Origin of the sequence: Phytohabitans rumicis, assembly GCF_011764445.1 — a bacterium.
Taxonomy (GTDB): domain Bacteria; phylum Actinomycetota; class Actinomycetes; order Mycobacteriales; family Micromonosporaceae; genus Phytohabitans; species Phytohabitans rumicis.
Genome location: NZ_BLPG01000001.1, coordinates 5895445 through 5919326 on the forward strand (window position 1 = coordinate 5895445; position 23882 = coordinate 5919326).

Consider the following 23882-nt stretch of genomic DNA (forward strand, 5'->3'; position numbering starts at 1 on the left):
CAGGGACCAGCTCTCTCGGCGCGCCGCAACACGCCCGAGTTACTCCCTGATCAACAGGGTGGTGGTGAGGCGGATGTCGGCCGCGCTGTGGGCGGCGGACACCACGTAGTCGCCGGGGACGACCTGCCAGGCGGAAGCGTGCCAGGTCTCGAAGGTGCGCTGGGGGAGCGGGATGCGCACGGTGGCCGGGTCGCCGGGGGCGGCCTCGGCTACGGCGAAGCCGGCTAGCCAGCGGGCCGGGCGTTCGGGGTCCTCGGTGGACGGTCCTACGTAGAGCTGCACCACCTCGCGGCCGTGGCGCTTGCCGGTGTTGCGCAGCTCCACGACCGCGCACATGTCCTCGATGGACAGTTCCTCGTACGCCCACGTCGTGTAGCCCAACCCGTGCCCGAACGGGAAGAGCGGGTCGGAATCCTTGCCCCGGTAGCCGAGGAACACGCCCTCGTCGTACGGCAGGGCGCCGTCCAGCGGCGTGACGGGCAGCGCGTCCTCGTCACGGCGGGGCCACGTGGTGGGCAGCCGCCCGCCGGGCTCCGCCACGCCGAGCAGTACGTCGGCGAGCGCGGCACCCGCCTCCTGGCCCGGAAACCAGGTGAGCAGGATCGCGGCCACCTGGTCCGCCCACGGCATCAGCACGGGGGAGCCGGCGTTGACGACCACCACCGTACGCGGGTTGGCGGCCGCGACCCGGGTCACGAGCGCGTCCTGGTGTCCGGGCAGGGCCAGCGTCGTACGGTCGAAGCCCTCCGACTCGACCTCCTCGGTGGTGCCGACGACCACCACGGCGACGTCGGCCGCGGCGGCGGACCGGGCGGCCTCGTCGAGCAACTCGTCCGGCCCGGCCGTGGGCGGGGCGTGGCCCAGCGTGAACGCCACGAACCCGGGGAGCCCGACCCGCTGGGTGAGCAGCACGTCGACCGGCTCCCCGGCGGCCAGCTCGACCGGGAAACGGCGCTCCTCGGCGGAGAGGAACACGGCGGAGGCTTCGTCTTCCCGGTAGATCGAGCCGTCGAAGAGGGTCCGCCCGCCGGCCGCCAGCGTGAACTCGCCGAAGCCCGCGATGGCCAGCTCGTGCGTACCACCGGCGGTGGGCGTGCACCGGGCGGACAGCTCGATCGTGGCCAGCTCGTACGGGTCGACGCCGGCCGGCGGCTCGCCCATCCAGCGGACGGTGGCCTCGGGCAGGGCAGTCCGGTACAGCTCCCGCCCGTCGGCTGCCCGGAGGGTGGCGGTGATGCCGCTCCACTGTGGAGCAGCCGCGGCCGGGATCCGGCGCCGCGGGTCGGCCCCGATCGCGTACGTCACGGTGGCGTCCGGCAGCGCGGCGGTCAGGCCGTCCAGCGGCGAGATGACGTACGGCGGGTGGACCAGCGCGCTGCCGCCGCCCTGTACGCGCGCGTCGGTGGCCAGCACCCCCGACACCGCCACGCTGCGCAGCGCGCCGGCGTCGAGGGGCAGCACCCCACCGGCGTTGCGGGCCAGCACGAACGAGCGGGTGGCGACCTCGCGGGCCACCGCCGCACCGTCCATAGTGAACTTCAGCGGGGCGGGCTCGCCGCCGAAGGCGCCCACCCGCTCGGCGAGCCGCAGCACCCGCCGTACCTTGTCGTCGATCAGCTCTTCCGGGACGGTGCCGGACCGGACGGCCTCGACCAGCGCGTCGCCCCACGGAGCGCCGAACGCCGGCATGACCACGTCGAGGCCGCCGTTCGCGGTCTCCTCTGTGGAGCGCGCGGCGGTCCAGTCCGACACGATCGGCCCGTCGAACCCCCACTCCCGCTTGAGTACGCCGTCCTGCAGCTCGCCGTGCTCGGTCATCGTGGCGCCGTTGACCCCGTTGTAGGCGGACATCGCGGCCCACACGCCCGCGCGGACGATCCGCTCGAACGGCGCGAGGTACAGCTCGCGCAGCGCCCGCTCGCCCACCCGTACGTCCACAGTGAACCGGTCGGTCTCCGAGTCGTTGGCCACGAAGTGCTTCACGGTGGTGCCGACGCCCTGCTCCTGCACGCCGGTGACGTACGCCGCGCCGATCTCGCCGGTCAGCAGCGGGTCTTCCGAATAGCACTCGAAGTGCCGGCCGCCCAGCGGGCTGCGGTGCAGGTTGACCGTCGGCGCCAGCAGCACGTGTACGCCCTTGCGGCGCGCCTCCTGGCCGAGCAGCCGGCCGGCGGTGCGGGCCAGGTCAGGATCCCAGGTGGCCGCCAGCGCGGTCGGGCAGGGCAGCGCGACGGACGGGTCGTGGGGCCGCCAGCCGATGCCGCGTATGCCGACCGGCCCGTCCGACATGACCAGCGAGCGCAGACCGATCTCGGGGATCGCCGGGAGGGTCCAGAAGTCCTGGCCGGAGAGCAGCCTGACCTTGGTCTCGAGGTCGAGCGAGCGCAGCGCTGCTTCGATGTCGGCCATCGCCCGATCGTATCGTCAGGTCCGCAGGTAGGACGCTCCATTGAGATCAATGACCGTGCCGGAGGCCCACTCGGCGGCGGGCGAGGCCAGCCAGTGCACCGCGGCGGCGATCTCCTCCGGCCGCGCCACCCGGTTGAACGGGCTCTGCGCCCGGATCTCGTCGCCGCGCGCGGACTTGAGATGGTCGTTGGTCATGTCGGTCGCGACGTACCCGGGCGCCACCGTGGCGACCGCGATGCCGTACGGGCCGAGCGCCACGGCCAGCGACTGGCCCATGGCGTTGAGGCCGGCCTTGCTGGCGCCGTACGCGGGCTGGCCGGGCTCGCCGCGGAACGCGCCCCGGGAGGAGACGTTGATGATCCGCCCGCCGCCGCGTTCGCGCATGTGCCGTACGGCGCACCAGCAGGCGTTGGCCGGCCCGAGCAGGTTGGTGTCCAGCGTCCGGCGCCACTCGTGCTGCCACTGCTCGTACGACGTGTCGGTGATCGGGTGCGGCGTGTAGACGCCCGCGTTGTTGACCAGCACGTCGAGCCCGCCGAGCCGCTCGGCCGCCCCGTCCACCATCGCCCGTACGTCGTCGGGGTCGGCCAGGTCGGCCCGTACGACGGTGTGCCCGTCGCCGGGCAGCGAGTCGCGCAGTTCCTCGGCCAGCTGGGCGGAGTCCCGATGGTGGATCGCCACCCGGTCGCCACCCTCGGCGAACGCGGTCGCGATCGCCCGGCCGATCCCCCGGGACGCCCCGGTCACCAACACCGCTCGTCTCGTCATCCGGCCATCATGCCCGACAACGATCAAGGGGCGGCTCCCGGCGGGGACCGGAGCCGCCCCTTGACCCGTCAGCCGCCCAGGCTGGCCGCAGCCGAGGCGATCGCGGAGGCGAACGTGCTCACCTCGGTGTAGACGCCGGGGTAGCCGGCGCGCGCGCAGCCGTACCCCCAACTGGTGATGCCGACCTGGACCCACGCGTTGCTGGCGTCGCGGCGGAACATCGGGCCGCCGGAGTCGCCCTGGCAGGTGTCGGTGCCGCCGGACGCGTACCCGGCGCAGATCTCCTCGGCCACGATGACGTCGCCGCCGTACGACGTGTCGCAGCTCGAGTCGCTCACGAAGGGCACCTGCGCCTTCAGCAGGAACCGCTGCTGCCCGCCGCCCTCGACCGCGGCGCCCCAGCCGGCGATCGTGAACGTGCCGCTGTTGTACGCCGTCGTCGTCGCGGTCTTCAGCGTCGCCAGGGTGGTGACCGCGCTGGACAGCCGGATCAGCGCCCAGTCGCGCCCGTTGCCGTTGTAGCCGGGTGCCCGGTAGACGTAGTTGGAGCGCACCTGGATGCGGCTCGACGACTGGAGGTCGACCGCGCCGAGCGTCGCCGTGATGCTGGTGTTCGTGCCGGTGCTGCCCACGCAGTGCGCGGCGGTGAGCACCAGCCGCGGGCTGTAGAGCGCGCCGCCGCAGCCCATCGACAACCGGACCATGAACGGGAACTCGCCCAGCGCGGCCCGAGTGCCACCCACGATGTACGGCGTCGGGTCGGCCGCGGCGGGTGCGGCCGGTACGACCGCGGTGAAGCTGCCGACGGCCAGCGCGGTGGCGACCGCGCCGACGATTTTGCGCCAGCGAACCATGAGATCCTCCCCACGTTGTGCGCGCCTTATGGGCGCGATGCGGGGAGCGTATGGAGTCGCATTCAGCCATGGCAATGAGTCGATGCCATCCCAGCTACGTCATACCAAGTTGGCGCGGACCTCGTTGAGGTAGTGGGTGAACCGTTCGCGGTCGGCCGGGTCCAGTGTGCGCAGTGCGCGCTCGGTCAGCTGAGTGATCTCGGCGGTCATGATGTCCTTCAGCTCGCGCCCGCGGTCGGTGAGGCAGAGCCGGACCAGCCGGGCGTCCGAGGGGTGCGGCTCGCGGCGCAGGATCCCGGCGGCCTCCATGCGGGTCGCGGTGCGGGTCACGGTGGGCACGGCCAGCTCCAGCCGGCGCGCCAGCTCGCCCGGCGTGAGCCCGTCCTCCTCCCAGAGCTGGTGGAGGACGAACTGCTGGCCGGCGCGTACCCCGTGGCGGTTGTAGGCGGCCTCGGCGGCGGTCGTCATCGCCCGCTTGGCCGCCCAGAACGCGGCCTGGAACTCGCCACCCAACCTTGCCCCAAACTCGTTAGCCGACTAACGTATTTCATTGCACGGCTAACGATACTCGGAGGAGACGATCGTGCGCACCCTCATCACTGGGGCCACCGGACGGGTGGGCAGCCGTTACGCGCGCCACCAGCTCGACCTGCACCAGCAGGTGCGGGTGCTGGTCCGCGACGAGGAGCAGGTCGACCCGTGGTGGAACGGCGGCGCCGAGGTGGTCGTCGGCGACCTGCGCGACCCGGGCGTGGCGAAGCAGGCGGTGAACGGCGTCGACGCGGTGGTCCACCTCGCGGCCGCGTTCCGCGGCGTGCCGGACGACGAGGCGTACGCGGTCAACCGCGACGCCGCGGTCGCGCTGGCCCACGCCGGGCTCGACGCCGGGATCTCCCGCCTGGTCTTCGCCAGCACCAACCTCGTGTACGGCGCCGGGTGCGGCCGGCCCGCGCAGGAGGGGGACGAGCCGCGGCCCGCCGGGGCGTACCCGGAAAGCAAGGCCGCCGCCGAGGCCGAACTGCTGCGGCTGCACCGCGAGCACGGCCTGCCGGTCCGGATAGCCCGGCTGGCCTTCGTGTACGGCGACGCCGACCCGCGCCTGGCCGAGTCGCTGCGGTGGGCCCGCCGGTGGGCGCCGCACCGGCGGCTGCACCTGGTGCACCACGCCGACGTGGCCCAGGCGCTGGACCGGATCGGCACCGCCACGGGCGCCGACGGCCAGATCTTCAACGTCGCCGACGACGTGCCGGTCACCGCCCTGGAGCTGTTGCGCGCCAACCGGGAGGAGCCGGACGAGGGCGCCGCCGAGCGGGCCCTCGACGACCCGTGGGCCGGCATCGTCGACACCAGCCGGATCCGCACCGAGCTGGGCTACCGGCCGCTATTTCCGACGCTCCACGCCGCCCACGCCGCCGGCGCCCTCTGACATCACTACGATGGGTAGCCGTGACGACGTTCGACTGTCTCTTCTGCAAGATCGTGACCGGGGAGATCCCCGCGACGGTGGTCCGGGAAACCCCGACCACGCTCGCCTTCCGCGACATCGGGCCCAAGGCCGCGGTGCACATCCTCGTCATCCCCAAGGAGCACTACGTCGACGTCGCCACGCTGGCCCAGTCCGACGCCAAGCTCGCCGGTGAGGTGCTGGAGACCGCCGCCGTCGTGGCCGAGGCCGAGGGCCTGCTCGACGGCGGCTTCCGCGTCATCTTCAACACCGGCGAGTACGGCGGCCAGGAGGTCCTCCACGTGCACGCGCACCTCCTCGGCGGCGAGCCCCTGGGCCCCATGATCGCCCTCGCCTAGTAGAGGTGTTAGCAAGGGCACCTTGCTATGCAAAAAGCGTTAACAGGGTGCCCTTCCTTGCATCTGTAAGATCAGCTAGCTGTGAGCACGAAGCTGGCGCGGATGGCGCAGAAGGTCCAGGTCGACGCTCGGGTGCCGGCCCTGTCGGTGGCTCTGCACCGGGCCGACCGGCCGCTCTGGCAGCTCCACGTCGGGGCCGACAGCGACAGCCAGTTCCGGATCGGGTCGGTGACGAAGACGTTCACCGCCGTACTCGTGATGCAGGCCCGGGACGACGGCCTGCTCGACCTCGACGACCCGCTCGGGCGGCACCTGGACGTGCCGGCCCACGGTGAGCTGACCGTACGGCGGCTGCTCTCGCACACGTCCGGCATCCAGCGCGAGCCGTACGGCGACGTGTGGGACACGCTGCAGGCCCCGGACACCGAGCGCCTCATCGCCGAGCTGGTACGGGCCGAACGGGTGCTGCCGCCGGCCCGGCGCTACCACTACTCCAACCTCGGCCTGTCCCTGCTCGGGCACGCGGTGGGCCGGCTGCGCGGCGGTACGTGGGCGGAGGTGGTCGAGGACCGCATCCTGCGCCCGCTCGGCCTGTCCGGTACGACGGTGGAGCGTACCGAGCGGGCGGTGACCGGTTACCTCGTCGAGGCGTACTCGGATCATGCGAGGCCGGAGCCGTGGACCGACACCGGCGCGATCGCCCCGGCCGGTCAGCTCTGGAGCACCGCCGCGGACATGGCGCGGTGGGCGGCGTTCCTCAGCGACCCGGCGGCGCTCGACCCGGCCGGCGCGGTCCTCGCGCCGGCCTCCCTCGACGAGATGCGCTGGCCGCTCACGACCACCGACGAGACACTGTGGACGGCCGGGTTCGGGCTGGCCCTGATCCTGGTGCCGCAGGGCGAGCGGGTGATGCACGTCGGGCACGACGGCGCGATGCCGGGCTTCCTCGCGGGCGTGTACGGCCGGCGGGGCGGCGACGGCACGCCGGCGGCGATGGGCTGCGCGGTGCTCGGTTCGTCCGGCACCGCGGTCGAGGTCCTGGACCTGCCGCACAAGCTCCTGGCGGCGGCGGTCGAGGAGGACCCGGCCGACATCGCCCGGTGGACGCCCGGCGAGCCGGCGCCCGAGGCGTACCGGTCGGTGCTCGGCCGCTGGTGGAGCGAGGGCTTCGAGCACGTCTTCTCGTGGCGGGACGGCGCGTTGCAGGCCCGGTCGGCGCTGGATCAACCCGGCCGACCACCGGCGATCTTCCAGGCGGAAGAGGCGGACATCCTGCGCACCGCGTCCGGCCGGGAGGCCGGCGAGTTGCTGCGGCTGACCCGCGACGCCCAGGGCACCGTCGTGCGCATGCACTGGGCGACCTACCGGTTCACCCGCGACCAGCAGACCTTCGAGGGTACGTAGGGATGGAGTGCCGGGCGCCCGCAGGCGCCAGGGTGGGCGGCGCGTCGGGCACCGTCTCGCCGTCGATCAGCTCGGTCATCCGGCGGATCGTCGGGTCGCCCTCGTCCGCCACGTAGTCGGGCTCGCGGGTGCGGTCGGTGCCGTCCGTGATCCCGCCGAGCCGGAAGAGCGGCGTGAGCAGCGCGGCGACGAGCAGGTTGATGGCGAGGGCGACGACGCCGACATAGATCGTGCTCCGGGTGTCGATGCCGATGTTGCTCAGCGGCCAGGCCGAGCCGCCGAAGTGCTCCCGGATGATCGCACCCTCGCCGTTGCGCTGGGGGATCTGGTAGAGCATCGCCGCGCCGGTGGCGATGCCGGCGAAGATGCCGGCGATCAGCGCCCAGCGGTGCAGCCACGCGGTGAAGAGGCCGATCGCGATGGCCGGCAGCGTCTGCATGACGAACACGCCGCCGATCAGTTGCAGGTCGATCGCGAACTGGGTGTTGAGCATCAGGATGCAGATCACCGCGCCGAACTTCATGGCGAGCGAGGCGATCTTGCTGACCAGGGTCTCCTCGGCGGGTGACGCCTGCGGCCGGATGAACTCCTTGTAGACGTCACGGGTGAAGAGGTTGGCCGCCGCGATCGACATGATCGCGGCGGGGACCATCGCGCCCACCCCGATCGCCGCGAACGCCAGGCCCGCGCTCCAGTCCGGGAAGTTGGCGTCGAACCACAGCGGAACGACGGTGTTGCGGTCGCCGCCGATCGGCTGGATGTCGCTGAGGATCGCCGCGAAGCCGACCAGCATCAGCACGCCCAGCGTCAGCGTGTAGAGCGGCATGACGGCCAGGTTGCGCCGCAGCGTGGCCCGGTTGCGCGAGGCGAGCACGCCGGTGAGCGTGTGCGGGTAGAGGAACAGCGCGACCGCGGAGCCGAGCGCCAGCGTGACGTAGTTCAGCTCGGAGCCGGGCGCCAGCAGCAGCCCGTCGGTCGTGCTGGGCGACGCGGCGTACTTCGACTCGGCGACCCGGAAGACGGTCGTCCAGCCGCCCGAGTGCGAGGCAACGATCAGGAACGCGGCCAGCACCGTCCACAGCACCAGCGCGTCCTTGACGATGGAGATCAGTGCGGGCGCCCGCAGCCCGGAGTTGAAGGTGTAGAGCGCCAGCACGATGAACGCGGCGGTGAGCGGCCAGCCCTCCGGCAGCCCCATCACCTTGAAGACCGCCTCGATGCCGATGAGCTGCAGCGCGATGTACGGCATCGTGGCCAGGATGCCGGTGACCGCGATGAAGAGCGCGAGCGTCTTCGAGCCGAACCGGGCCCGCACGAACTCGGCGGGGGTGACGAACCCGTGCACGTGGCACACCGACCAGAAGCGCGCCAGCACCACGAAGAGCAGCGGGTAGACGATCACCAGGAACGGCATGGGGAAGAACCCGGACGCCCCCACGCCGAACACGAGCGTGGGCACCGCGACAAACGTGTACGCCGTGTAGACATCGCCGCTGAGCAGGAAGAACGTCACCCAGTTGCCGAACGCGCGACCGCCGAGACCCCACTCCTCCAGGGTGTGGATGTTGTCCGGCCGGCGCCATCGGGCCGCCGCGAAGCCCATGATCGTGACCAGGCCGAACATGGCCGCGAAGATCCAGAACTCGACCTGGTGGTCGGCGAAGGTCGGCATGTGGTTACCGCCGGTTCTTGGTGGCCACGTGCACGATGGCGATCGTTATCGCCGCGAGGAACGCGAAACCGAGCTGGCACCAGTAGAAGAACGGCAGCCCGAGCAGGCGTGGCTCCATCCGGTTGTAGATCGGCGGCAACAGCGGCAGGACGATCGGGACGAGGAGAAGCCAGTGCCAGCGGCTGGTGTCGGCCCGGCGGCGCGGGCGGGCTCGACCGGTGGCAGGTTTTCCGTAAACTGTCGTAACAGTGGGCTGCCATTCCCCGTCCGGGCGGCGTTGACCGTACATGCGTGCCTCCGAACGGGTGGAATGTCGTAAGTGACCAAGGTCACGGCGGCCATCCTCGATGCGCTTCGAGTTGCCACGGATCCCCCGTTCGACCCATCGGAGATCATCTAAACGTACGAAAGCTTTCCGTAACCCTTCACTGAGAGATCCGACAGTGGGGTGGAAATGGGCGCGATGGGGAGGGCGTTAAGCCGATACGATGGGAGCAGTTACGCACGTCGCGCCGCAGGGCGTGACCCTGAGACCGAGAGCAGGTGGCGTTGGCCCGCGGGCCGATCTATGACCACTACATCCCCAACCGGGCATACCCACGTGCAGACCAAGATCACGGTTCCTGACTCGCAGATCATGGTGAACCTGCTCGGTGCCGGGGATGAGATTCTCCGGCTGATCGAGCGTTCGCTGGCGAGTGACGTGCACGTGCGCGGCAACGAAATCACCATCACCGGTGCGCCGGCCGACAACGCGCTGGCCGAGCGCCTCTTCACCGAACTGCTCGAGCTGATCGAGAAGGGCGAAACACTGACCACCGACGCGGTACGGCGTACCGTCGGCATGCTCGAGCAGGGCACGGCCGAGCGGCCCGCCGAGGTCCTCACGCTCAACATCCTGTCCCGGCGCGGCCGGACCATCCGGCCCAAGACGCTGGGCCAGAAGCGCTACGTCGACTCGATCGACGGGCACACCATCGTCTTCGGCATCGGCCCCGCCGGTACCGGCAAGACGTACCTGGCCATGGCCAAGGCCGTCCAGGCGTTGCAGGCCAAGCAGGTCAACCGGATCATCCTGACCCGGCCGGCCGTCGAGGCGGGGAGCGGCTCGGCTTCCTGCCCGGCACGCTCTACGAGAAGATCGACCCCTACCTGCGGCCGCTGTACGACGCGCTGCACGACATGCTCGACCCCGAGTCGATCCCGCGCCTGATGCAGGCCGGCACGATCGAGGTAGCCCCGCTGGCGTACATGCGGGGGCGCACGCTCAACGACGCGTTCATCATCCTCGACGAGGCGCAGAACACGACGCCCGAGCAGATGAAGATGTTCCTGACCCGGCTCGGCTTCGGCTCCAAGATCGTGGTCACCGGTGACGTGACGCAGATCGACCTGCCGGGCGGCACGACCAGCGGTCTCAAGATCGTGCGGGAGATCCTGGACGGCGTCGAGGACGTGCACTTCGCTCAGCTCGGCAGCGCCGACGTCGTACGGCACAAGCTGGTCGGCGACATCGTCGACGCGTACGCGAAGTGGGACGAGGAGCGGGAGAGCCAAAGCGGCCAGGGCGTGCACGCCGTCCAGGGCCGCACCGCGCGGGCCGGCCGGCGCCGCTGAATCGGGAGAAGAGACACCTTGTCCATCGAGATCGCCAACGAGTCCGGCGTCGCCGTCGACACTGACGCCGTGCTGGCGGTGGCCCGGCACGCGCTCGACGAGATGGGTGTCAACCCGCTCGCCGAGCTGTCCGTCCTGCTCGTCGACGTCGACTACATGACCGAGCTCAACCACCGCTGGATGGGTAGCGACGGGCCGACCGACGTGCTCGCGTTCCCGATGGACGAGGGCAGCGTCGACCACGGTCCGGGCGAGGTCGGCGCCGGTGAGCCCGCGCTGCTCGGCGACATCGTGCTGTGCCCGGAGGTAGCGGCCAAGCAGGCGGCCACCGCCGGCCACTCGGCGGCCGACGAGCTGCACCTGCTGACCGTTCACGGCGCCCTGCACCTGCTCGGCTACGACCACGCCGAGCCGGAGGAGGAGCAGGAGATGTTCGCGCTGCAGGCCCGGCTGCTGTCCAGCTGGCGGGCCAACCGAGGACAGTGATGTCGATGCCGCTGGCGGCCGCAGCCTCCGGCGGGTTGCCGGACCTGCAACTGCTGTTCTCCGCCGCCGGGCTCGTCGTCCTGGCGGGCATCTTCGCGATGACCGACGCGGCGCTCACGGCCGTCTCGCCGGCCCGCGCCGCCGAGCTTGCCCGTGAGGGGGTACGCGGTGCGCGTGCGCTCCAGATCGTCGCGGCCGACGTCGTACGCCACCTCAATCTGCTCCTGCTGCTCCGGCTGCTCTGCGAGCTGACCGCCACCACGCTGGTCGCCCTGGTGGCCGTCGACACGTTCTCGGCCGGCTGGACGGCGGCGCTGGTCACCGCCGGCGCCATGACGGTGGTCAGCTTCGTGGTGGTCGGCGTCGGCCCGCGCACGATCGGGCGGCAGCACGCGTACGCCGTCGGCCGGGTCACCGCCCCGATGGTCCGCTGGCTGGGCCGGGCCCTCGGCCCGCTCGCCTCGCTGCTGATCCTGATCGGCAACGCGGTCACGCCGGGGCGCGGTTTCCGGGAGGGCCCGTTCGCCACCCAGATCGAGCTGCGCGAGCTGGTCGACCTCGCCGAGCAGCGCGGCGTCGTGGAGCACGGCGAGCGCCAGATGATCCACTCGGTGTTCGCGCTCGGCGAGACGATCGCCCGCGAGGTGATGGTGCCGCGCACCGAGATGGTGTGGATCGAGGCGGACAAGTCGCTGCGGCAAGGACTCGCGCTCTTCATGCGCTCCGGGTTCTCCCGCATCCCGGTGGTCGGGGAGAGCGTCGACGACGTGCTCGGCGTGCTCTACCTCAAGGACGTCGTCCGCCGTACGCAGAGCGGCGACCCGGCCGCCGACGCCACCCCGGTCGCCGAGCTGATGCGGGACGCCACCTTCGTACCGGAGTCGAAGCCGGTCGACGACCTGCTGTCCGAGATGCAGGCGGCCCGCACCCACCTGGTGATCGTGGTCGACGAGTACGGCGGCACCGGCGGCCTGGTGACGATCGAGGACATCCTGGAGGAGATCGTCGGGGAGATCACCGACGAGTACGACGTGGAGCGCCCGCCGATCGAGCGGCTGGGCGACGGCTCGGTACGCGTCACCGCCAGGCTGCCCGTCGAAGACCTGGGCGAGGTGTTCGGCGTGGAACTGCCCGACGACGAGGTGGAGACCGTGGGCGGCTTGCTCGCTCAGGCGCTGGGGCGCGTGCCCATCCCGGGCGCGGAGGCTACGGTAGGCGGGCTGCGCCTCGTCGCGGAGGGCACGACCGGCCGGCGCAACCGGATCGACTCGGTCCTGGTACGCCGCGTCGTCGTCAGCAAGGCGCCCGCCGAAGCACCCGAGCAAGAAAGGCAACCCGCCGATGCTTGAGCCGTCCGCAGCAGCCAGCAGAGCGCCCGTGGGGGCGGCTGCCGAGCTGGACGCCGAAGACTCCAAGCTGGTCGTGCTGGCGCGCGGCGCCCGCGCCCGGATCGGCGCGGTCGAGGGCGCGGCAGTGCGCGACCAGGACGGCCGCACGTACGCCGCCGCGAGCGTGGCGCTGCCCTCGTTGACGGTCACCGCGTTGCAGCTCGCCGTGGCCTCGGCCGTGGCCGCCGGCGCGACCCGCCTGGAGGCCGCCGTCGTGGTGACCGAGGCGTCCACCCTGGACGGTGCCGGCCACGCCGCCGTCCGCGACCTCTCGACCGACGCCCCCGTCCACGTAGCGGCTCCGGATGGCTCCGTGCTCGGCACGGTGACCCAGTGAAGGCGGGGTTCGCGTGTTTTGTGGGTAGGCCGAACGCCGGCAAGTCCACGCTGACCAACGCGATCGTGGGGCAGAAGATCGCGATCACGTCGAGCAAGCCGCAGACGACCCGGCACGTGATCCGGGCCGTGTTGCACAAGCCCGACGCCCAGCTCGTGCTCGTCGACACGCCGGGGCTGCACCGCCCGCGTACCCTGCTCGGCGAGCGCCTCAACGACCTGGTCCGGCAGACCTGGAGCGAGGTCGACGCGATCGGCCTCTGCGTCCCCGCCGACGAGGAGATCGGCCGCGGCGACCGGTTCATCACCGGCGAACTGGCCGAGCTCAAGGCCAGCGTCATCGCCGTGGTGACCAAGGCCGACCTGGTCGACAAGAAGCGGCTCGCCGAGCAGCTCCTCGCGGTCAGCCAGCTCGCCGAGTTCGCCGAGGTCGTACCGGTCAGCGCGGTGTCCGGGTACCAGCTGGACACGCTCGTCGACGTGATGACCAAGTACCTGCCGGAGTCGCCGCAGCTCTACCCGGACGACATGCTCACCGACGAGCCCGAGCACGTGCTGGTCGCCGAGCTGGTCCGGGAGGCGGCCCTCGAAGGCGTCCGCGACGAGCTGCCGCACTCCATCGCGGTGGTGGTCGAGGAGATGATCCGCGAGGGCTCGCTCACCAAGATCTACGCCGACATCTACGTGGAGCGGTCCAGCCAGAAGGCCATCGTGATCGGCCACAAGGCGAGCCGGCTCAAGGACGTCGGCACCCGCGCCCGCGCCGAGATCGAGGCCCTGCTCGGCTCCCGGATCTACCTCGACCTGCACGTACGGGTCGCGAAGGACTGGCAGCGCGACCCCAAGCAGCTGCGCAAGCTCGGCTTCTGACATGTCGCGGCTGCTGGTCACCGGAGCGGCCGGCCGGATCGGCGCACTGCTGCGACCCCAGCTCGTCCGCCCCGACCGGGAGCTGCGCCTGCTCGACCTGGCGCCGCAGCGACCGGCCGGGCCCGGCGAGATCGTGATCCAGGCCGACATCACCGACCCGGGCGCGATGGCCCGGGCGTGTGACGGCGCCGACGCGGTGCTCCACCTCGCCGCCTATCCGGGCGAGCAGACCTGGGCGGAACTGCAACGGGTCAATGTGGACGGTACGCGTACCCTCCTCGAAGCCGCCCGCGGCGCCGGCGTGCCGCGCGTCATCCTGGCCTCGTCGATGCACGCCGCGGGCTTCCACCCGCGCACCGATGGCCCGCTGCCGGCCGCGGTGCCGGCCCGCCCGGACACCTACTACGGCTGGAGCAAGGCGGCGGCGGAGGCGCTGGGCACCCTCTACGCCGACCGATTCGGCATGACGGTCTTCGCGGTCCGGATCGGTGCCTGCTTCCCCACCCCGCTCTACACCGACCTGCTGCACTGCTGGCTTGCCCCCGACGACTGCGTCCGCCTCGTCGAGGCGTGCCTCGCCGCCGACACCGCAGGCTTCCGCCTGCTGTGGGGGATAAGCCGCAACACTCGCCGCTGGTGGTCGCTGTCCGAGGGCGAAGAGATCGGCTATCACCCGCAGCTTGACAGCGAGGAGTACGCCCAGCGCCTGGGCCCGGCGCCGGAGAGGCAATCGTCGGGCGGCGACCGACTCGGCGGCTACTTCTGCTTCCTCCCGCTCGGCGAGCCCTACTGAGATGCAAGGAAGGGCCCCCTACTAACGTTTTTTGCATAGGAAGGGGCCCTTCCTAACACTCAGACTTCGCGGAGGGTGATGTCGCCGCTGCCCGTTTCCAGGTCGAGCAGGTAGGTGCCGGTCGGCGAGTTGGGCACGCCGAGCATCTTCTCGCCCGAGCCGGTGCGCGCGTCCACCCGGTACGAGCCGGCCGGCACCGTGATGTCCACGTTGCCGCTGCCGGTGTGCGTACGGACGCCGCCCGCCTTCGTCAGTTCGAGCGTCACGTCGCCGGATCCGGTGCGCAGGGTGCTGGACGTGCCGCCCACCCCGCGCGCCTCGATGCCGCCCGAGCCGGTCCGCGCGTCCAGGTCGCCGGCGACGTCCGCGACCGTCACGTCGCCCGAGCCGGTGTGCACCTTCACGGATCCGGACGCACCGACGACGCCGATGTGTCCCGAACCCAGCTGGAGGTCCACCGTGGACACCCCGTTGAGCGAGATGTCGCCGGAGCCGTTTTCGCCGCGGACGGCCACCCCCTTGGGCGCCACGATCTCGTAGTCGATCGAGCAGCCGCGGCCGCACTCGGTGCCGATCTGCAGCACGGTCCCGTTGAGGTGGTACTGCGCGTTCGGCTCGCCCTCCTCGCCCCGGTAGCGGACGACCCGCTTGATGTCGACCTTGTCGGTGTCGCTGGTGCGCACCGTGACGTTGCCGGAGCCTGGATCGATGAGGATCTCCTTGATGGCGACGTTTTCGGTGTCGGAGTAGTCGAGCCGGCTCTGGCCGACCTCCTCGCAGCCGACCAATGCCAGGGCGCCGACCGCGCCGATCACGACCAGCAACTTCCGGGGAACCATGACTTGCACGCTACGGGCGCGGACCCCGGCGACACATCCGGGTTGGTCACCGAGACGACCCTGAGAGCGGGTAAGGGACAATGTGCGGGTGCCCGGATACCGCCGCCCGCTCTACCGCGACGACGCGGTGGTGCTGCGCGTCCAGAAGCTGGGCGAGTCCGACCGGATCATCACGCTGCTGACCCGCCGGCACGGCCGGATCCGCGCGGTCGCCCGGGGCGTACGGCGTACCACCTCGCGGTTCGGTGCCCGGCTGGAACCGTTCGGGCACATCGACCTGCAGCTCGCCGAGGGCCCGTCGCTGCACACGGTCAGCCAGGTCGAGGCCATCGAGCTGTACGGCAAGCGGTTCCTCAGCGACTACCCGCGCTACACGGCGGCGAGCGCGGTCGCGGAGACGGCGGAGCGGCTCACCCCGATCGAGCAGGAGCCCATGCTGCGGCTCTTCCAGCTCACCCTCGGTGCCCTGCGCGCCCTCGCCGAGGGGGCGCACGCCAGCACTCTCGTGCTCGACGCCTACCTGCTGCGGAGCATGGGGGTCGCCGGGTGGGCGCCGGCCCTGGCCGAATGCGCGGTGTGCGGTTCGCCGGGGCGGCACGGTGCTTTCTCCGTACCCGCTGGGGGTTGTGTGTGCCCTGACTGCCGACCACCCGGAGCGGCGCATCCGGCGCCGGCCACCCTCGACCTGATGTCCGCCCTGACGTCGGGTGACTGGCGGGTGGCGGACGGGGCGGAGGCGGGCAACCGCCGCGAGTGCAGCGGGCTGGTGGCGGCGCATTTGCAGTGGCATCTGGAGCGCGCGCTACGCTCGCTGCCGCTGGTCGATAGGGGATAAAACCGTGATCCGTACGCAACGTCGCCGGGAACCGAAGCCGCCGACGCCACACCCGTCTGGGGCTCGCCCGCCCGCACTGCCGCGGGAGGCGCTGCCGAAGCACGTGGCGGTGGTCATGGACGGCAACGGGCGGTGGGCCAAGGAGCGCGGGCTGCCCCGGACAAAGGGGCACGAGCAGGGCGAATACTCGCTTTTCGACGCCATCGAGGGCGCGATCGAGCTGGGCATCCCCTACCTGTCCGCGTACGCCTTCTCCACCGAGAACTGGCGGCGCTCGCCCGACGAGGTCCGCTTCCTGATGGGCTTCAACCGGGACGTCATCCGCCGCCGCCGCGACCAGCTCGTCGACCTGGGCGTGCGGGTCGTGTGGTCGGGGCGGCCCGGCCGGCTGTGGAAGAGCGTCATCTCCGAGCTGGTCACCGCCGAGGAGATGTCCCGCGGCAACTCGACGATGACGCTCCAGTTCTGCGTCAACTACGGCGGGCAGGCGGAGATCGCCGACGCGGCCGCCGCGATCGCCCGCGACGTGGCGGCCGGCAAGGTCCACCCCGACAAGGTGAACGAGAAGATGATCGCCCGGTACCTCTACCACCCCGAGGTGCCCGAGGTCGACCTGTTCCTCCGCCCGTCCGGCGAGCAGCGGACGTCGAACTTCCTGCTCTGGCAGTCCGCGTACGCCGAGCTGATCTTCCTGGACACGCTGTGGCCCGACTTCGACCGCCGGCACCTGTGGCACGCCTGCGAGCTGTACGCCCAGCGCGACCGCCGCTTTGGCGCCGCCCTCCCCAACCCAGTCCCACCCCCGCCCTAGCCCTAGCCCTTTCGCCCGCGCTCGCCCTCTCCGCGCGGTCCGCGCCGCCCGTCCGCGCCGCCCCTCTCTGCGTCGATCAAGGGCATACGGTCGTGGTTTGATCTCCAAACCGCGACCATATGCCCTTGATCGACGCGAAAGTCCTTGATCGCGGTCCGTTACGGCTTGCCCTCGTCGGGCTTGGCGTGCGAGAAAAGGACGGGCGCGATCGGCCGTACAGATGCGGCCGACTTCGCCGGCGGCGTGGGCAGCTTTGGCTGGTGCTCGCCGGTCAGCACCAGCAGCTCGTACGCCCGCTCCACCGGGATGCGCTCGGCTCCGATGGCGACCCGCAACGGTACCGGCTTCGCGCCCGGGAACGCCTCGACCGGCAGGTCCAGCACCCGCGGATCGACGCCACGCTCGGCCAGGAACGCCGCCGCGGCCGGCGCCAGATCCTGCCATGGCCGGACCGTCTCCACGGTGAACCCGTGTGCCACCCACTGCTCCGCCCGCTCGGTGACCCGGTCGGCGACGTGCCCGGGCACCACGTCCCGGCCACCAAGGTCCTCGCTGAGCAACGCCTGCGCCATCGGGGACAGGTCCGCTACCGGCACCCACTGCGTACGGCTCCCGCGGCGGCGAGCGGGAACATCACGGCGGCTGTCAGAGCTGGGCATACGTCCATCCAAACATGATCGACAGCCGGCGCTCCGCTGTGGGTCTTACCTTTCGGCTACGGTGAGTAACCGATCGCGCAGGATGGACGGCACGCGCCCCAGCAGCAACGTCCGGTCGACGGCCCGTACCTGCTCGGTCATTACGAAGCACCTTGACCGTAGCCGGGTCTGCTCCTCGGCCGCGACGGGGCACGTGGTTGGGCCCGCAGGCCCGCCCCCAATCAGAGCTCTCCGCGTCGATCAAGGACTCTTGCGTCGATCAAGGGTTCCTCCGTCGATCAAGGGCAAACGGTCGTGGATCGGAGATCAAAGCACGACCGTTTGCCCTTGATCGACGCAAGAGCCCTTGATCGACGCCGCGGGAGGGGCGGCGCGGGAGGGGCGGCGCGGGAGAGGGCGGGGCAGCGGGGCGGGAGGGGCGGTTGCTACGCGGAAAGGAGGGTGAGGACGGCGGGCACGTCGCTCAGGTCTCGCAGAACCACGTGGGCGCCGGCCGCTGCCAGGGCGTCCGCGCTCGTGTGGCCGGTGGCCACCCCGATGGCGGTGACGCCGTTCGCCAGGGCGGCGGCCACGTCGTACGCGGTGTCGCCGACCACGATCACATCGGCGGGGTCGAACGGGCGGTCGTGCTTCGCGGCGGCCCGTTCCAGGCTGCGCCGGACCAGGGTCGCCCGTACGGTGTCCTCGGTGCCGTAGCCGCCGATCTCGAAGTCCACCAGTTCGGCGAGGTCGAACGCGGTGAGCTTGTCCACGGCGATCGGGCGGATGTTGCCGGTCACCAGGGTCTGTACGACGTCTGGCCGGGTGTCCAGCGCGCCCAGTACCTCCCGTACGCCGGGCATGAGGTACCCGCGTTCCAGCAGCAGCTCGCGACGGGCGGCGAACTCCTCCGCGAAGAGCGCGAAGAACTCGTCCAGGTGCGGCTCGTAATCGTCGATCCCGTGCATCGCGAACGTCTCGACCGCGATGTCCCGGTCCGTCCGGCCGGCGGTGAACGCCATGGCCCGCCACGGCATGCCGGTGACGGCGGTGAACGCGGGGGCGTACGCGAGCGAGGCGATGCCCCCTGCGTAGAGCAGGGTGTGGTCGATGTCCCACATGACCAGGCGCATTGCTCGATCGTGCCAGGCCGGCGCGGGCCCGTCAGTGGGCGTCGCCACAGCCGCCCGTATCCGTCGATCAAGGACTTCGACGTCGCTCAAGGGCGAATGGCCGTGGATTAGAGATCCAACCACGACCATTCGCCCTTGATCGACGGGGAGAGGGAGAGGGGGAGAGGCGGGGTCAGGGGGTGGGAGCGCAACAGGGGGTGGGGTTGGGGTATTCGAAGGGGGCTAGGCGGCCGGCCGGGGCGGGGGCGGTGATGAGCGTCAGCGCGCCGTCCATCCATTGTGGGCGGACGAAGTCGCGGGTGACGACCTCCCGGGCCGGGTCGGCGGGCGCGCCGCCCAGCACGATCACCCGGTCGATCGCGCTGTTGGCGAGCATGTCGGCGACGGTCACCGTACCCGTCAGGGCCTCGACGCCGGCGAAGAGCACGGCCCGGCCGGACCGCCGCTCGCGGTGCGCGGCGGCGACCTGGTCGGCGGCCTCCGAACCGGCGGCCGGCAGGTCGGGCTCGTAGCCGTCCGGCAGCGCCAGACTGATCGCCACCTGTGGGTACGGCGTGCGCACCAGGTGCGTGCACGCTTCGACGCCGGGCGGGAGGCCGAGCGCGTGGAGCCAGTGCTCGGCCTCCCGGTCCGTCTCGTGTCCGAGGCAGATGCCGGTGTACCTCAACTCGGCAGCACCCAGATCGGGTTGCCGTAGAACCACAGGTCCTGCCACGGGTCGGCGTCGCCGAGCACGTCCATGGCCGGACCGGCCGGGTCCACCGCCGCCCCCATCAGGCCGGGTGCGCTGCGCTTGCCGTCGGTGCCGCGTACGCGGACGTAGAACGGCTGGTCGACGTGGCCGAACGAGTACGTGAACGAGACCCGCCCGGTGCCGCCGCTCACCTCGTACGACTTGACGACCTTCGTGTTCGGGGCGGTGAACGTGTCGCGGTCGGTGACCGGGCCGGTGACCGTGCCCGCGATGACGTCGACCCGGGCCAGGGTCGGCACGAACTGCGCCCAGTTCGGTCCGGTCGCCAGGTCGATGTCGATGGTCAGTTCGACCGTGGTCCCGCGGCGCACGCGCATGACGCCGCCGAGCGGGGTGCCGGAGGTGGCGCGGCGGTCGCCGGCCACCCGGGCGCGTACGTCCAGCCCGTTGATCAGTCCACCGTGGTCGACCCAGACCCGGCCGGCGCGGAGCCCGTCCATCACCGCCCGGTACGAGAACGACGCGGCGCCCACGTTCGTCCGGCTGTACTGGCCGGGCCAGAAGTCGCCGGCCTCGGTGAGCACCTGGCCGCCGTACACCGGGTCGTTGTATTTGCCGTTGGCGGCGAAGTCGCTGTTCGGACCGCGCGTGGCGACGTCGAGGAAGTTGACGTGGGAGTCGGAGTTGGCGCTGATCCACCACGCCTTGCCCTCGGCGAGCAGGCTGTCCCACAGACCGCCCACAGTGGACGTCATCCAGTCGAAGCCGCCCCACGTGCGGTAGCTCTCCAGCGGGTACCCCGGGAACGACGCCGACGACGGGCTGCCCTCGTAGAAGCCGCGGCCGCCGCCGTTGCCGATCGGGCCGGGGATGCCGGCGGCCTGGTGGCCCGGGGCGCCCTCGAAGCCGACCGCCACGCTCGGGTCGGCGTCCCGCCAGGCCCGGATCTCGTGCGGGGAGTCGATCCCGCGCCGGGCCGGGTGGTTGGCGAGGAAGAGCGCGCCGTCGATGCGCCGCTGGCGTACCGCGTCGCCGAGGAACTTGATGCCGGCGACGGCGAGCGCCTCGTTCTCCGGCGTGGAGGCGCCGGCGTTCTTCACGGTCCCGTCGTACGCGTTCTCGAACTCCTTCAGCACCGCCACTTCGTTCCGTCCAGGGTGGACGAAGACGGTGGCGTGCTCGGCGGCCGGGATGTTCCACTCCAGGCCCTGGAAGACCAGCAGGTCCTTCAGTTCCTCGCGGGTGGCCACGATGTCGGGGTTCACCTTCTCCACGCCGATCTTGGCGTGGGCCACGCTGCCGTGGTCGGTGATGACCATCCAGTCCAGCCCGTTCGCCCGCCCGTGCCGGGCCTGGTCGAGGACCCGATACATGGCGTCGGAGCTGTACTGCGTGTGGATGTGGTGGTCGCCGGAGAGCCACTGGAACCCGCCGGTGCGCCCGTGGTCGCCGCCCGGACCGTGCGCGTGTGCCGCGCCGGGAGTGGCGATGACGCTCGCTGCCGCGCCGGCGCCGAGCAGCCCGGCGCCGCGCAGGAAGCCCCGCCGCGAGACGTCCGCGGGCGAGAGCTCACTGTCCGGGATAGACAGGTCCAACGCCTCGGGTACGTCAGCGGCCGTATCGGTGAGGTGCTCGTGGTGGTGATGCCCATGTCCCATGGGGTCAATCTCGCGCACGCTGGGTAACGGCGGGTGGCCAACCGGCGAAATCACAGGGACTAGAGGAGGCGGCCGGCCGCCAAAGCGAGCAGGGCCAGCCCGGCGGCGGCCAGGATGAGCACCGCGTCCGCCGTCCGGAAGTGCTGGGTGCGGGCGTACGTGCGCGGCGTGCGGGCGTCGAAGCCGCGGGCGTCCATGGCTACGGCAAGTCGCGTGCCGCGGCGGATGGCGCCGACCAGGAGGGCGAACGCGGTGGAGGCGAACAGGCGCAGGGCGGCCAGCGGGTTGCGGCCGGCGTCCACGCCCCGCGCGCGCCGGGCCAGCCGGAGCAGTTGCCACTCCTGGCCGAGCAGCGGCACGAGCCGGAACGCCGCCAGCGTGCCGATCGCGAACCGGTGCGGGGCGCGGGCGTTCTGCATGAGCGCGTCCGCCAGGTCGGTGGGGTCGGTGGACGCGAAGACGAGCACCCCGGGCAGCGCGATCGCCACCACGCGCAAGGCCAGCCCGAGGGCGGTGGCGAGCACCCCGGTGGTGACCACGATCGGCCCGACGGTGGCCAGCGTGGTGCCGTCCCGCTCGGCGGCGAAGAGCACCAGCGTGAGAGCGACGCCCAGCGCGCTGAACAGCAGCGGCCACGCCCGCCGGACGAGCGTGCCGTACCGCACGCCGAACAGCGGCACGACCGCCAGCTCGATCGCGATGGCCACGGCGGGCGGGACCGGGTCCAGCGTCGTGATGAGCGCGACCGAGAAGACCAGCGCCGCGGCCACCTTGGCGACCGGGTTCCGCCGGCCCAGCACGGCGTTCATAGATTGACTGTCCGGTCAGCCAGGGCCGCGACGAAGTCGGCGTCGTGGGTCACCGCGACCACTCCGCGGCCGGCATCGCGCAGCCCGGCGAGCAGGTCGACCAGCTCGATCCAGGTGCGCCGGTCCTGGCCGAACGTCGGCTCGTCCAAAACCAGCAGGCTGGGAGCGGACGCGAGCGCCGTCGCCACGCTCAGCCGCCGCGCCTCGCCGCCTGACAAGGTGTACGGGTTGGCGCCCGCCAGCCGGTCCAACCGCAGCCGGGCCAGCAACTCGTCCACGGTGGAGCCGTCGGTGCCGAGCGCCAGCTCGTCGCGCACGTTGGAGGTGACGAACTGGTGCTCGGGATCCTGGAAGACCGAGCCGATCCGGCGGGCGAGCGCGCGGGCCCGCCAGCGGTGCGGGGCAGTGGCGGCGTCGGGGCCGGCGAGCGCCTCGGTCGCCACGATCCGCCCCCCGTCGGGCCGGAGCAGACCGCCGAGCAGGAGCGCCAGGGTGGACTTGCCGGCGCCGTTCGGACCGAGGATCGCGAGCGCCTCGGCACCCCGTACCTCCAGATCGGCGGCGGCCAGCCGGTCGCGGACGGTGACCTTGTCCGCGCGCAGCAGCGCTGCTCCTGGCGGCGCGCTCGTGTGCCGCGGCGGCACGGGATGGCCCGGCACCCAGACGCCTTCGGCGGCGAGCTGGTCGCCGTGCTCCTTGAACACCGCGTCGGGCGTGCCGTCGGCGCGGATGCCGCCGCCGGGTTCGAGGACGACCACCCGGTCGACCAGCGGGAGCGCCTCGGCGACCCGGTGCTCGACGAGGACGAGCGTGGTGTCCGGGTCGACGGCGCGGCGCAGCGCGGCCCGGACCAGCTCGGCGCCGGCAGGGTCGAGGTTGGCGGTCGGCTCGTCGAGCAGCAGCAGGTCGGGGCGGAGCGCCAGCGCGCCGGCCAGGGCGAGGCGTTGCTGCTCGCCGCCGGAGAGGGCACCGGTGGAGCGGTCCCGGCCGTACGGGAAGCCGACCCGGCCCAGCGCCTCGTCGACGCGGGGCCAGATCTGCGCCGGCGGCACGCCGTGGTTTTCCAGCCCGAAGGCCACGTCGTCGCCGGCGCGCGCCATGACGAGCTGCGTCTCCGGGTCCTGGAAGACGATGCCAGCGCGCCCGTCGACGTCGACGCTGCCCTCGCGCTCCCCGGAGTCGGCGGGCAGCAGGCCGGCCAGCGCGGCCAGCAAGGTGCTTTTGCCCGCCCCCGAGGCGCCGAGCAACAGCACCCGTTCCCCGCGCTCGACGCGCAGGTCAACCCCGCGGACCGCCCACCGTTTCCGCCCGGCGTGCCGCCAGCCGAATCCGACCGCGTGGATCAAACGGCCACGCGGTCCCGGCCCGCCGGGAAGCGGTCCAGCACGCCGGTCTGCGCCAGGGCACGGGTCAGCACCCAGCCGCCCACCCCCGCGATCAGCCCGGAGCTGAGGACGACCAGGACGGCGTACCCCCACTTCCAGGCCGGGGAGGTCTCGGGGTAGTAGTTGACCAGGTCGAGCAGGGTGGCGGCCCCGCCGGCCAGCACGCCGCCGACGATCGCGGTGGGCAGCCGCCACTGGCGGTAGCCCGTCGCCGCGAACGCGAACTCGCCGGCCGCGCCCTGGAAGAGGCCGTACACCAGGGTGATCAGCCCCCACGGCGAGCCGAAGAACGTAGACACCGTCGCGGCGACGAACTCGGTGAAGATGCCGGCGCCCGGCTTGCGGATGACGAGCGGCCCGAGCACGGCCGGCACCAGCCAGATGCCGTAGATGAGTGCCCGCCCGGGCAGCGGGATGGCGTTGGCCGGGCCCTCCCAGAGCAGGCCCCAGGCCCAGAAGATGACGCCGAACGCGGCGCCGAGCACGGCCGCGACGACGACGTCGACGGTGCGCCAACGGTTGGGGTTCATGTGCTACCTCCGGACTCCCTGCGCTGGCATTACCCAGATCAGGTTCGAGGGTCTGCGTGCCGTCTCGCGGCGGCCGCACTCTCAGCGCTGTGCGCTCCCCTGTCGGTTTCTTCGACCACGTTAACACCGCAGGCCACGTGGGTTACCCTG

Annotated in this window: 24 protein-coding genes, 1 pseudogene and 1 riboswitch; of the genes and pseudogenes, 11 read left to right on the plus strand and 14 right to left on the minus strand. The window is 71.8% G+C overall.

Going from position 1 to position 23882, the window contains the following annotated elements:
* Positions 1-39: 39 nt before the first annotated feature.
* From Prum_RS26835 to Prum_RS26850, 4 genes are all read right to left on the minus strand, one after another.
* Complete coding sequence (locus Prum_RS26835) at positions 40-2409, minus strand: beta-glucosidase family protein (protein ID WP_173079006.1); 2370 nt, start codon at positions 2407-2409, stop codon at positions 40-42.
* 15 nt (positions 2410-2424) lie between these two features.
* On the minus strand, positions 2425-3177 hold the full coding sequence (locus tag Prum_RS26840) for an SDR family NAD(P)-dependent oxidoreductase (protein WP_173079007.1): 753 nt from the start codon (positions 3175-3177) through the stop codon (positions 2425-2427).
* Between the two features lie 68 nt (positions 3178-3245).
* Complete coding sequence (locus Prum_RS26845) at positions 3246-4031, minus strand: S1 family peptidase (protein WP_173079008.1); 786 nt, start codon at positions 4029-4031, stop codon at positions 3246-3248.
* Positions 4032-4130: 99 nt separating this feature from the next.
* Positions 4131-4544, minus strand: coding sequence for a MarR family winged helix-turn-helix transcriptional regulator (locus Prum_RS26850; RefSeq protein WP_218577349.1), 414 nt, complete (start codon positions 4542-4544; stop codon positions 4131-4133).
* A gap of 70 nt (positions 4545-4614) precedes the next feature.
* Here Prum_RS26850 and Prum_RS26855 point away from each other — a divergent pair, with 70 nt between their 5' ends.
* The 3 genes from Prum_RS26855 to Prum_RS26865 all read left to right on the plus strand — a co-directional run bounded on the left by Prum_RS26855 (position 4615) and on the right by Prum_RS26865 (position 7238).
* A complete protein-coding gene (locus Prum_RS26855) occupies positions 4615-5457 on the plus strand; it encodes an NAD-dependent epimerase/dehydratase family protein (RefSeq protein WP_173079009.1) in 843 nt (280 codons plus the stop codon).
* Positions 5458-5477: 20 nt separating this feature from the next.
* Positions 5478-5834, plus strand: coding sequence for a histidine triad nucleotide-binding protein (locus Prum_RS26860; RefSeq protein WP_173079010.1), 357 nt, complete (start codon positions 5478-5480; stop codon positions 5832-5834).
* Between the two features lie 102 nt (positions 5835-5936).
* Positions 5937-7238, plus strand: a complete 1302-nt coding sequence (locus Prum_RS26865; protein WP_173084188.1) for a serine hydrolase domain-containing protein — start codon at positions 5937-5939, stop codon at positions 7236-7238.
* Here the strand turns inward: Prum_RS26865 and mctP are convergent.
* Positions 7204-8910, minus strand: a complete 1707-nt coding sequence (mctP, locus tag Prum_RS26870) for a monocarboxylate uptake permease MctP (protein WP_173079011.1) — start codon at positions 8908-8910, stop codon at positions 7204-7206. The two genes, Prum_RS26865 and mctP, sit on opposite strands and share 35 nt — an antisense overlap.
* Positions 8911-8914: 4 nt before the next feature.
* Positions 8915-9199, minus strand: a complete 285-nt coding sequence (locus tag Prum_RS26875; RefSeq protein WP_173079012.1) for a DUF3311 domain-containing protein — start codon at positions 9197-9199, stop codon at positions 8915-8917.
* A gap of 279 nt (positions 9200-9478) precedes the next feature.
* Here Prum_RS26875 and Prum_RS26880 point away from each other — a divergent pair.
* The 6 genes and pseudogenes from Prum_RS26880 (at position 9479) to Prum_RS26905 (ending at position 14400) form a co-directional block, all read left to right on the plus strand.
* Positions 9479-10527, plus strand: a pseudogene (locus Prum_RS26880) (PhoH family protein).
* 18 nt (positions 10528-10545) lie between these two features.
* Entirely contained in the window at positions 10546-11013 is a 468-nt protein-coding gene (gene ybeY / locus Prum_RS26885) for an rRNA maturation RNase YbeY (RefSeq protein ID WP_173079013.1), read from the plus strand.
* Positions 10989-12362 (plus strand): hemolysin family protein, encoded by a 1374-nt coding sequence (locus Prum_RS26890; RefSeq protein ID WP_173084189.1) that lies wholly within the window; start codon positions 10989-10991, stop codon positions 12360-12362. The genes ybeY and Prum_RS26890 overlap by 25 nt, the downstream gene beginning before the upstream one ends.
* The gene (locus Prum_RS26895) at positions 12355-12738 is read left to right on the plus strand and encodes a cytidine deaminase-like protein (RefSeq protein ID WP_173079014.1); all 384 of its coding nucleotides are present in this window, start codon (positions 12355-12357) and stop codon (positions 12736-12738) included. Before Prum_RS26890 ends, Prum_RS26895 begins: the two co-directional genes overlap by 8 nt.
* Complete coding sequence (era, locus tag Prum_RS26900; protein WP_173079015.1) at positions 12735-13607, plus strand: GTPase Era; 873 nt, start codon at positions 12735-12737, stop codon at positions 13605-13607. The genes Prum_RS26895 and era overlap by 4 nt, the downstream gene beginning before the upstream one ends.
* A 1-nt stretch (position 13608) precedes the next feature.
* Positions 13609-14400 (plus strand): NAD-dependent epimerase/dehydratase family protein, encoded by a 792-nt coding sequence (locus Prum_RS26905; protein ID WP_173079016.1) that lies wholly within the window; start codon positions 13609-13611, stop codon positions 14398-14400.
* A gap of 59 nt (positions 14401-14459) precedes the next feature.
* Here Prum_RS26905 and Prum_RS26910 read toward each other — a convergent pair whose 3' ends face one another.
* Positions 14460-15239 (minus strand): DUF4097 family beta strand repeat-containing protein, encoded by a 780-nt coding sequence (locus tag Prum_RS26910; protein ID WP_173079017.1) that lies wholly within the window; start codon positions 15237-15239, stop codon positions 14460-14462.
* 88 nt (positions 15240-15327) lie between these two features.
* Between Prum_RS26910 and recO the strand changes: the two genes are divergently transcribed.
* Entirely contained in the window at positions 15328-16074 is a 747-nt protein-coding gene (gene recO / locus Prum_RS26915) for a DNA repair protein RecO (RefSeq protein ID WP_173079018.1), read from the plus strand.
* Positions 16075-16078: 4 nt separating this feature from the next.
* Positions 16079-16885 carry an isoprenyl transferase gene (locus tag Prum_RS26920; protein WP_173079019.1) on the plus strand — a complete coding sequence of 269 codons (807 nt, stop codon included), beginning with the start codon at positions 16079-16081 and terminating at the stop codon, positions 16883-16885.
* Positions 16886-17043: 158 nt separating this feature from the next.
* On the opposite strand, the gene Prum_RS26925 is transcribed toward Prum_RS26920, so the two are convergent.
* The 7 genes from Prum_RS26925 to Prum_RS26955 all read right to left on the minus strand — a co-directional run bounded on the left by Prum_RS26925 (position 17044) and on the right by Prum_RS26955 (position 23732).
* Positions 17044-17481 carry a hypothetical protein gene (locus Prum_RS26925; RefSeq protein WP_173079020.1) on the minus strand — a complete coding sequence of 146 codons (438 nt, stop codon included), beginning with the start codon at positions 17479-17481 and terminating at the stop codon, positions 17044-17046.
* A 488-nt stretch (positions 17482-17969) separates the two neighbouring features.
* Positions 17970-18656 carry an HAD family hydrolase gene (locus Prum_RS26930; RefSeq protein ID WP_246278114.1) on the minus strand — a complete coding sequence of 229 codons (687 nt, stop codon included), beginning with the start codon at positions 18654-18656 and terminating at the stop codon, positions 17970-17972.
* Between the two features lie 172 nt (positions 18657-18828).
* Entirely contained in the window at positions 18829-19323 is a 495-nt protein-coding gene (locus tag Prum_RS26935) for a hypothetical protein (RefSeq protein WP_173079021.1), read from the minus strand.
* On the minus strand, positions 19320-21008 hold the full coding sequence (locus Prum_RS26940) for a twin-arginine translocation signal domain-containing protein (protein ID WP_173079022.1): 1689 nt from the start codon (positions 21006-21008) through the stop codon (positions 19320-19322). The genes Prum_RS26935 and Prum_RS26940 overlap by 4 nt, the downstream gene beginning before the upstream one ends.
* 59 nt (positions 21009-21067) lie before the next feature.
* Complete coding sequence (locus tag Prum_RS26945) at positions 21068-21817, minus strand: energy-coupling factor transporter transmembrane component T family protein (protein ID WP_173079023.1); 750 nt, start codon at positions 21815-21817, stop codon at positions 21068-21070.
* A complete protein-coding gene (locus tag Prum_RS26950; RefSeq protein WP_173079024.1) occupies positions 21814-23163 on the minus strand; it encodes an ABC transporter ATP-binding protein in 1350 nt (449 codons plus the stop codon). The genes Prum_RS26945 and Prum_RS26950 overlap by 4 nt, the downstream gene beginning before the upstream one ends.
* Positions 23160-23732 (minus strand): ECF transporter S component, encoded by a 573-nt coding sequence (locus Prum_RS26955; protein WP_173079025.1) that lies wholly within the window; start codon positions 23730-23732, stop codon positions 23160-23162. The genes Prum_RS26950 and Prum_RS26955 overlap by 4 nt, the downstream gene beginning before the upstream one ends.
* Positions 23731-23843: riboswitch (TPP riboswitch) on the minus strand. Its footprint overlaps the gene before it by 2 nt.
* Positions 23844-23882: the final 39 nt, after the last annotated feature.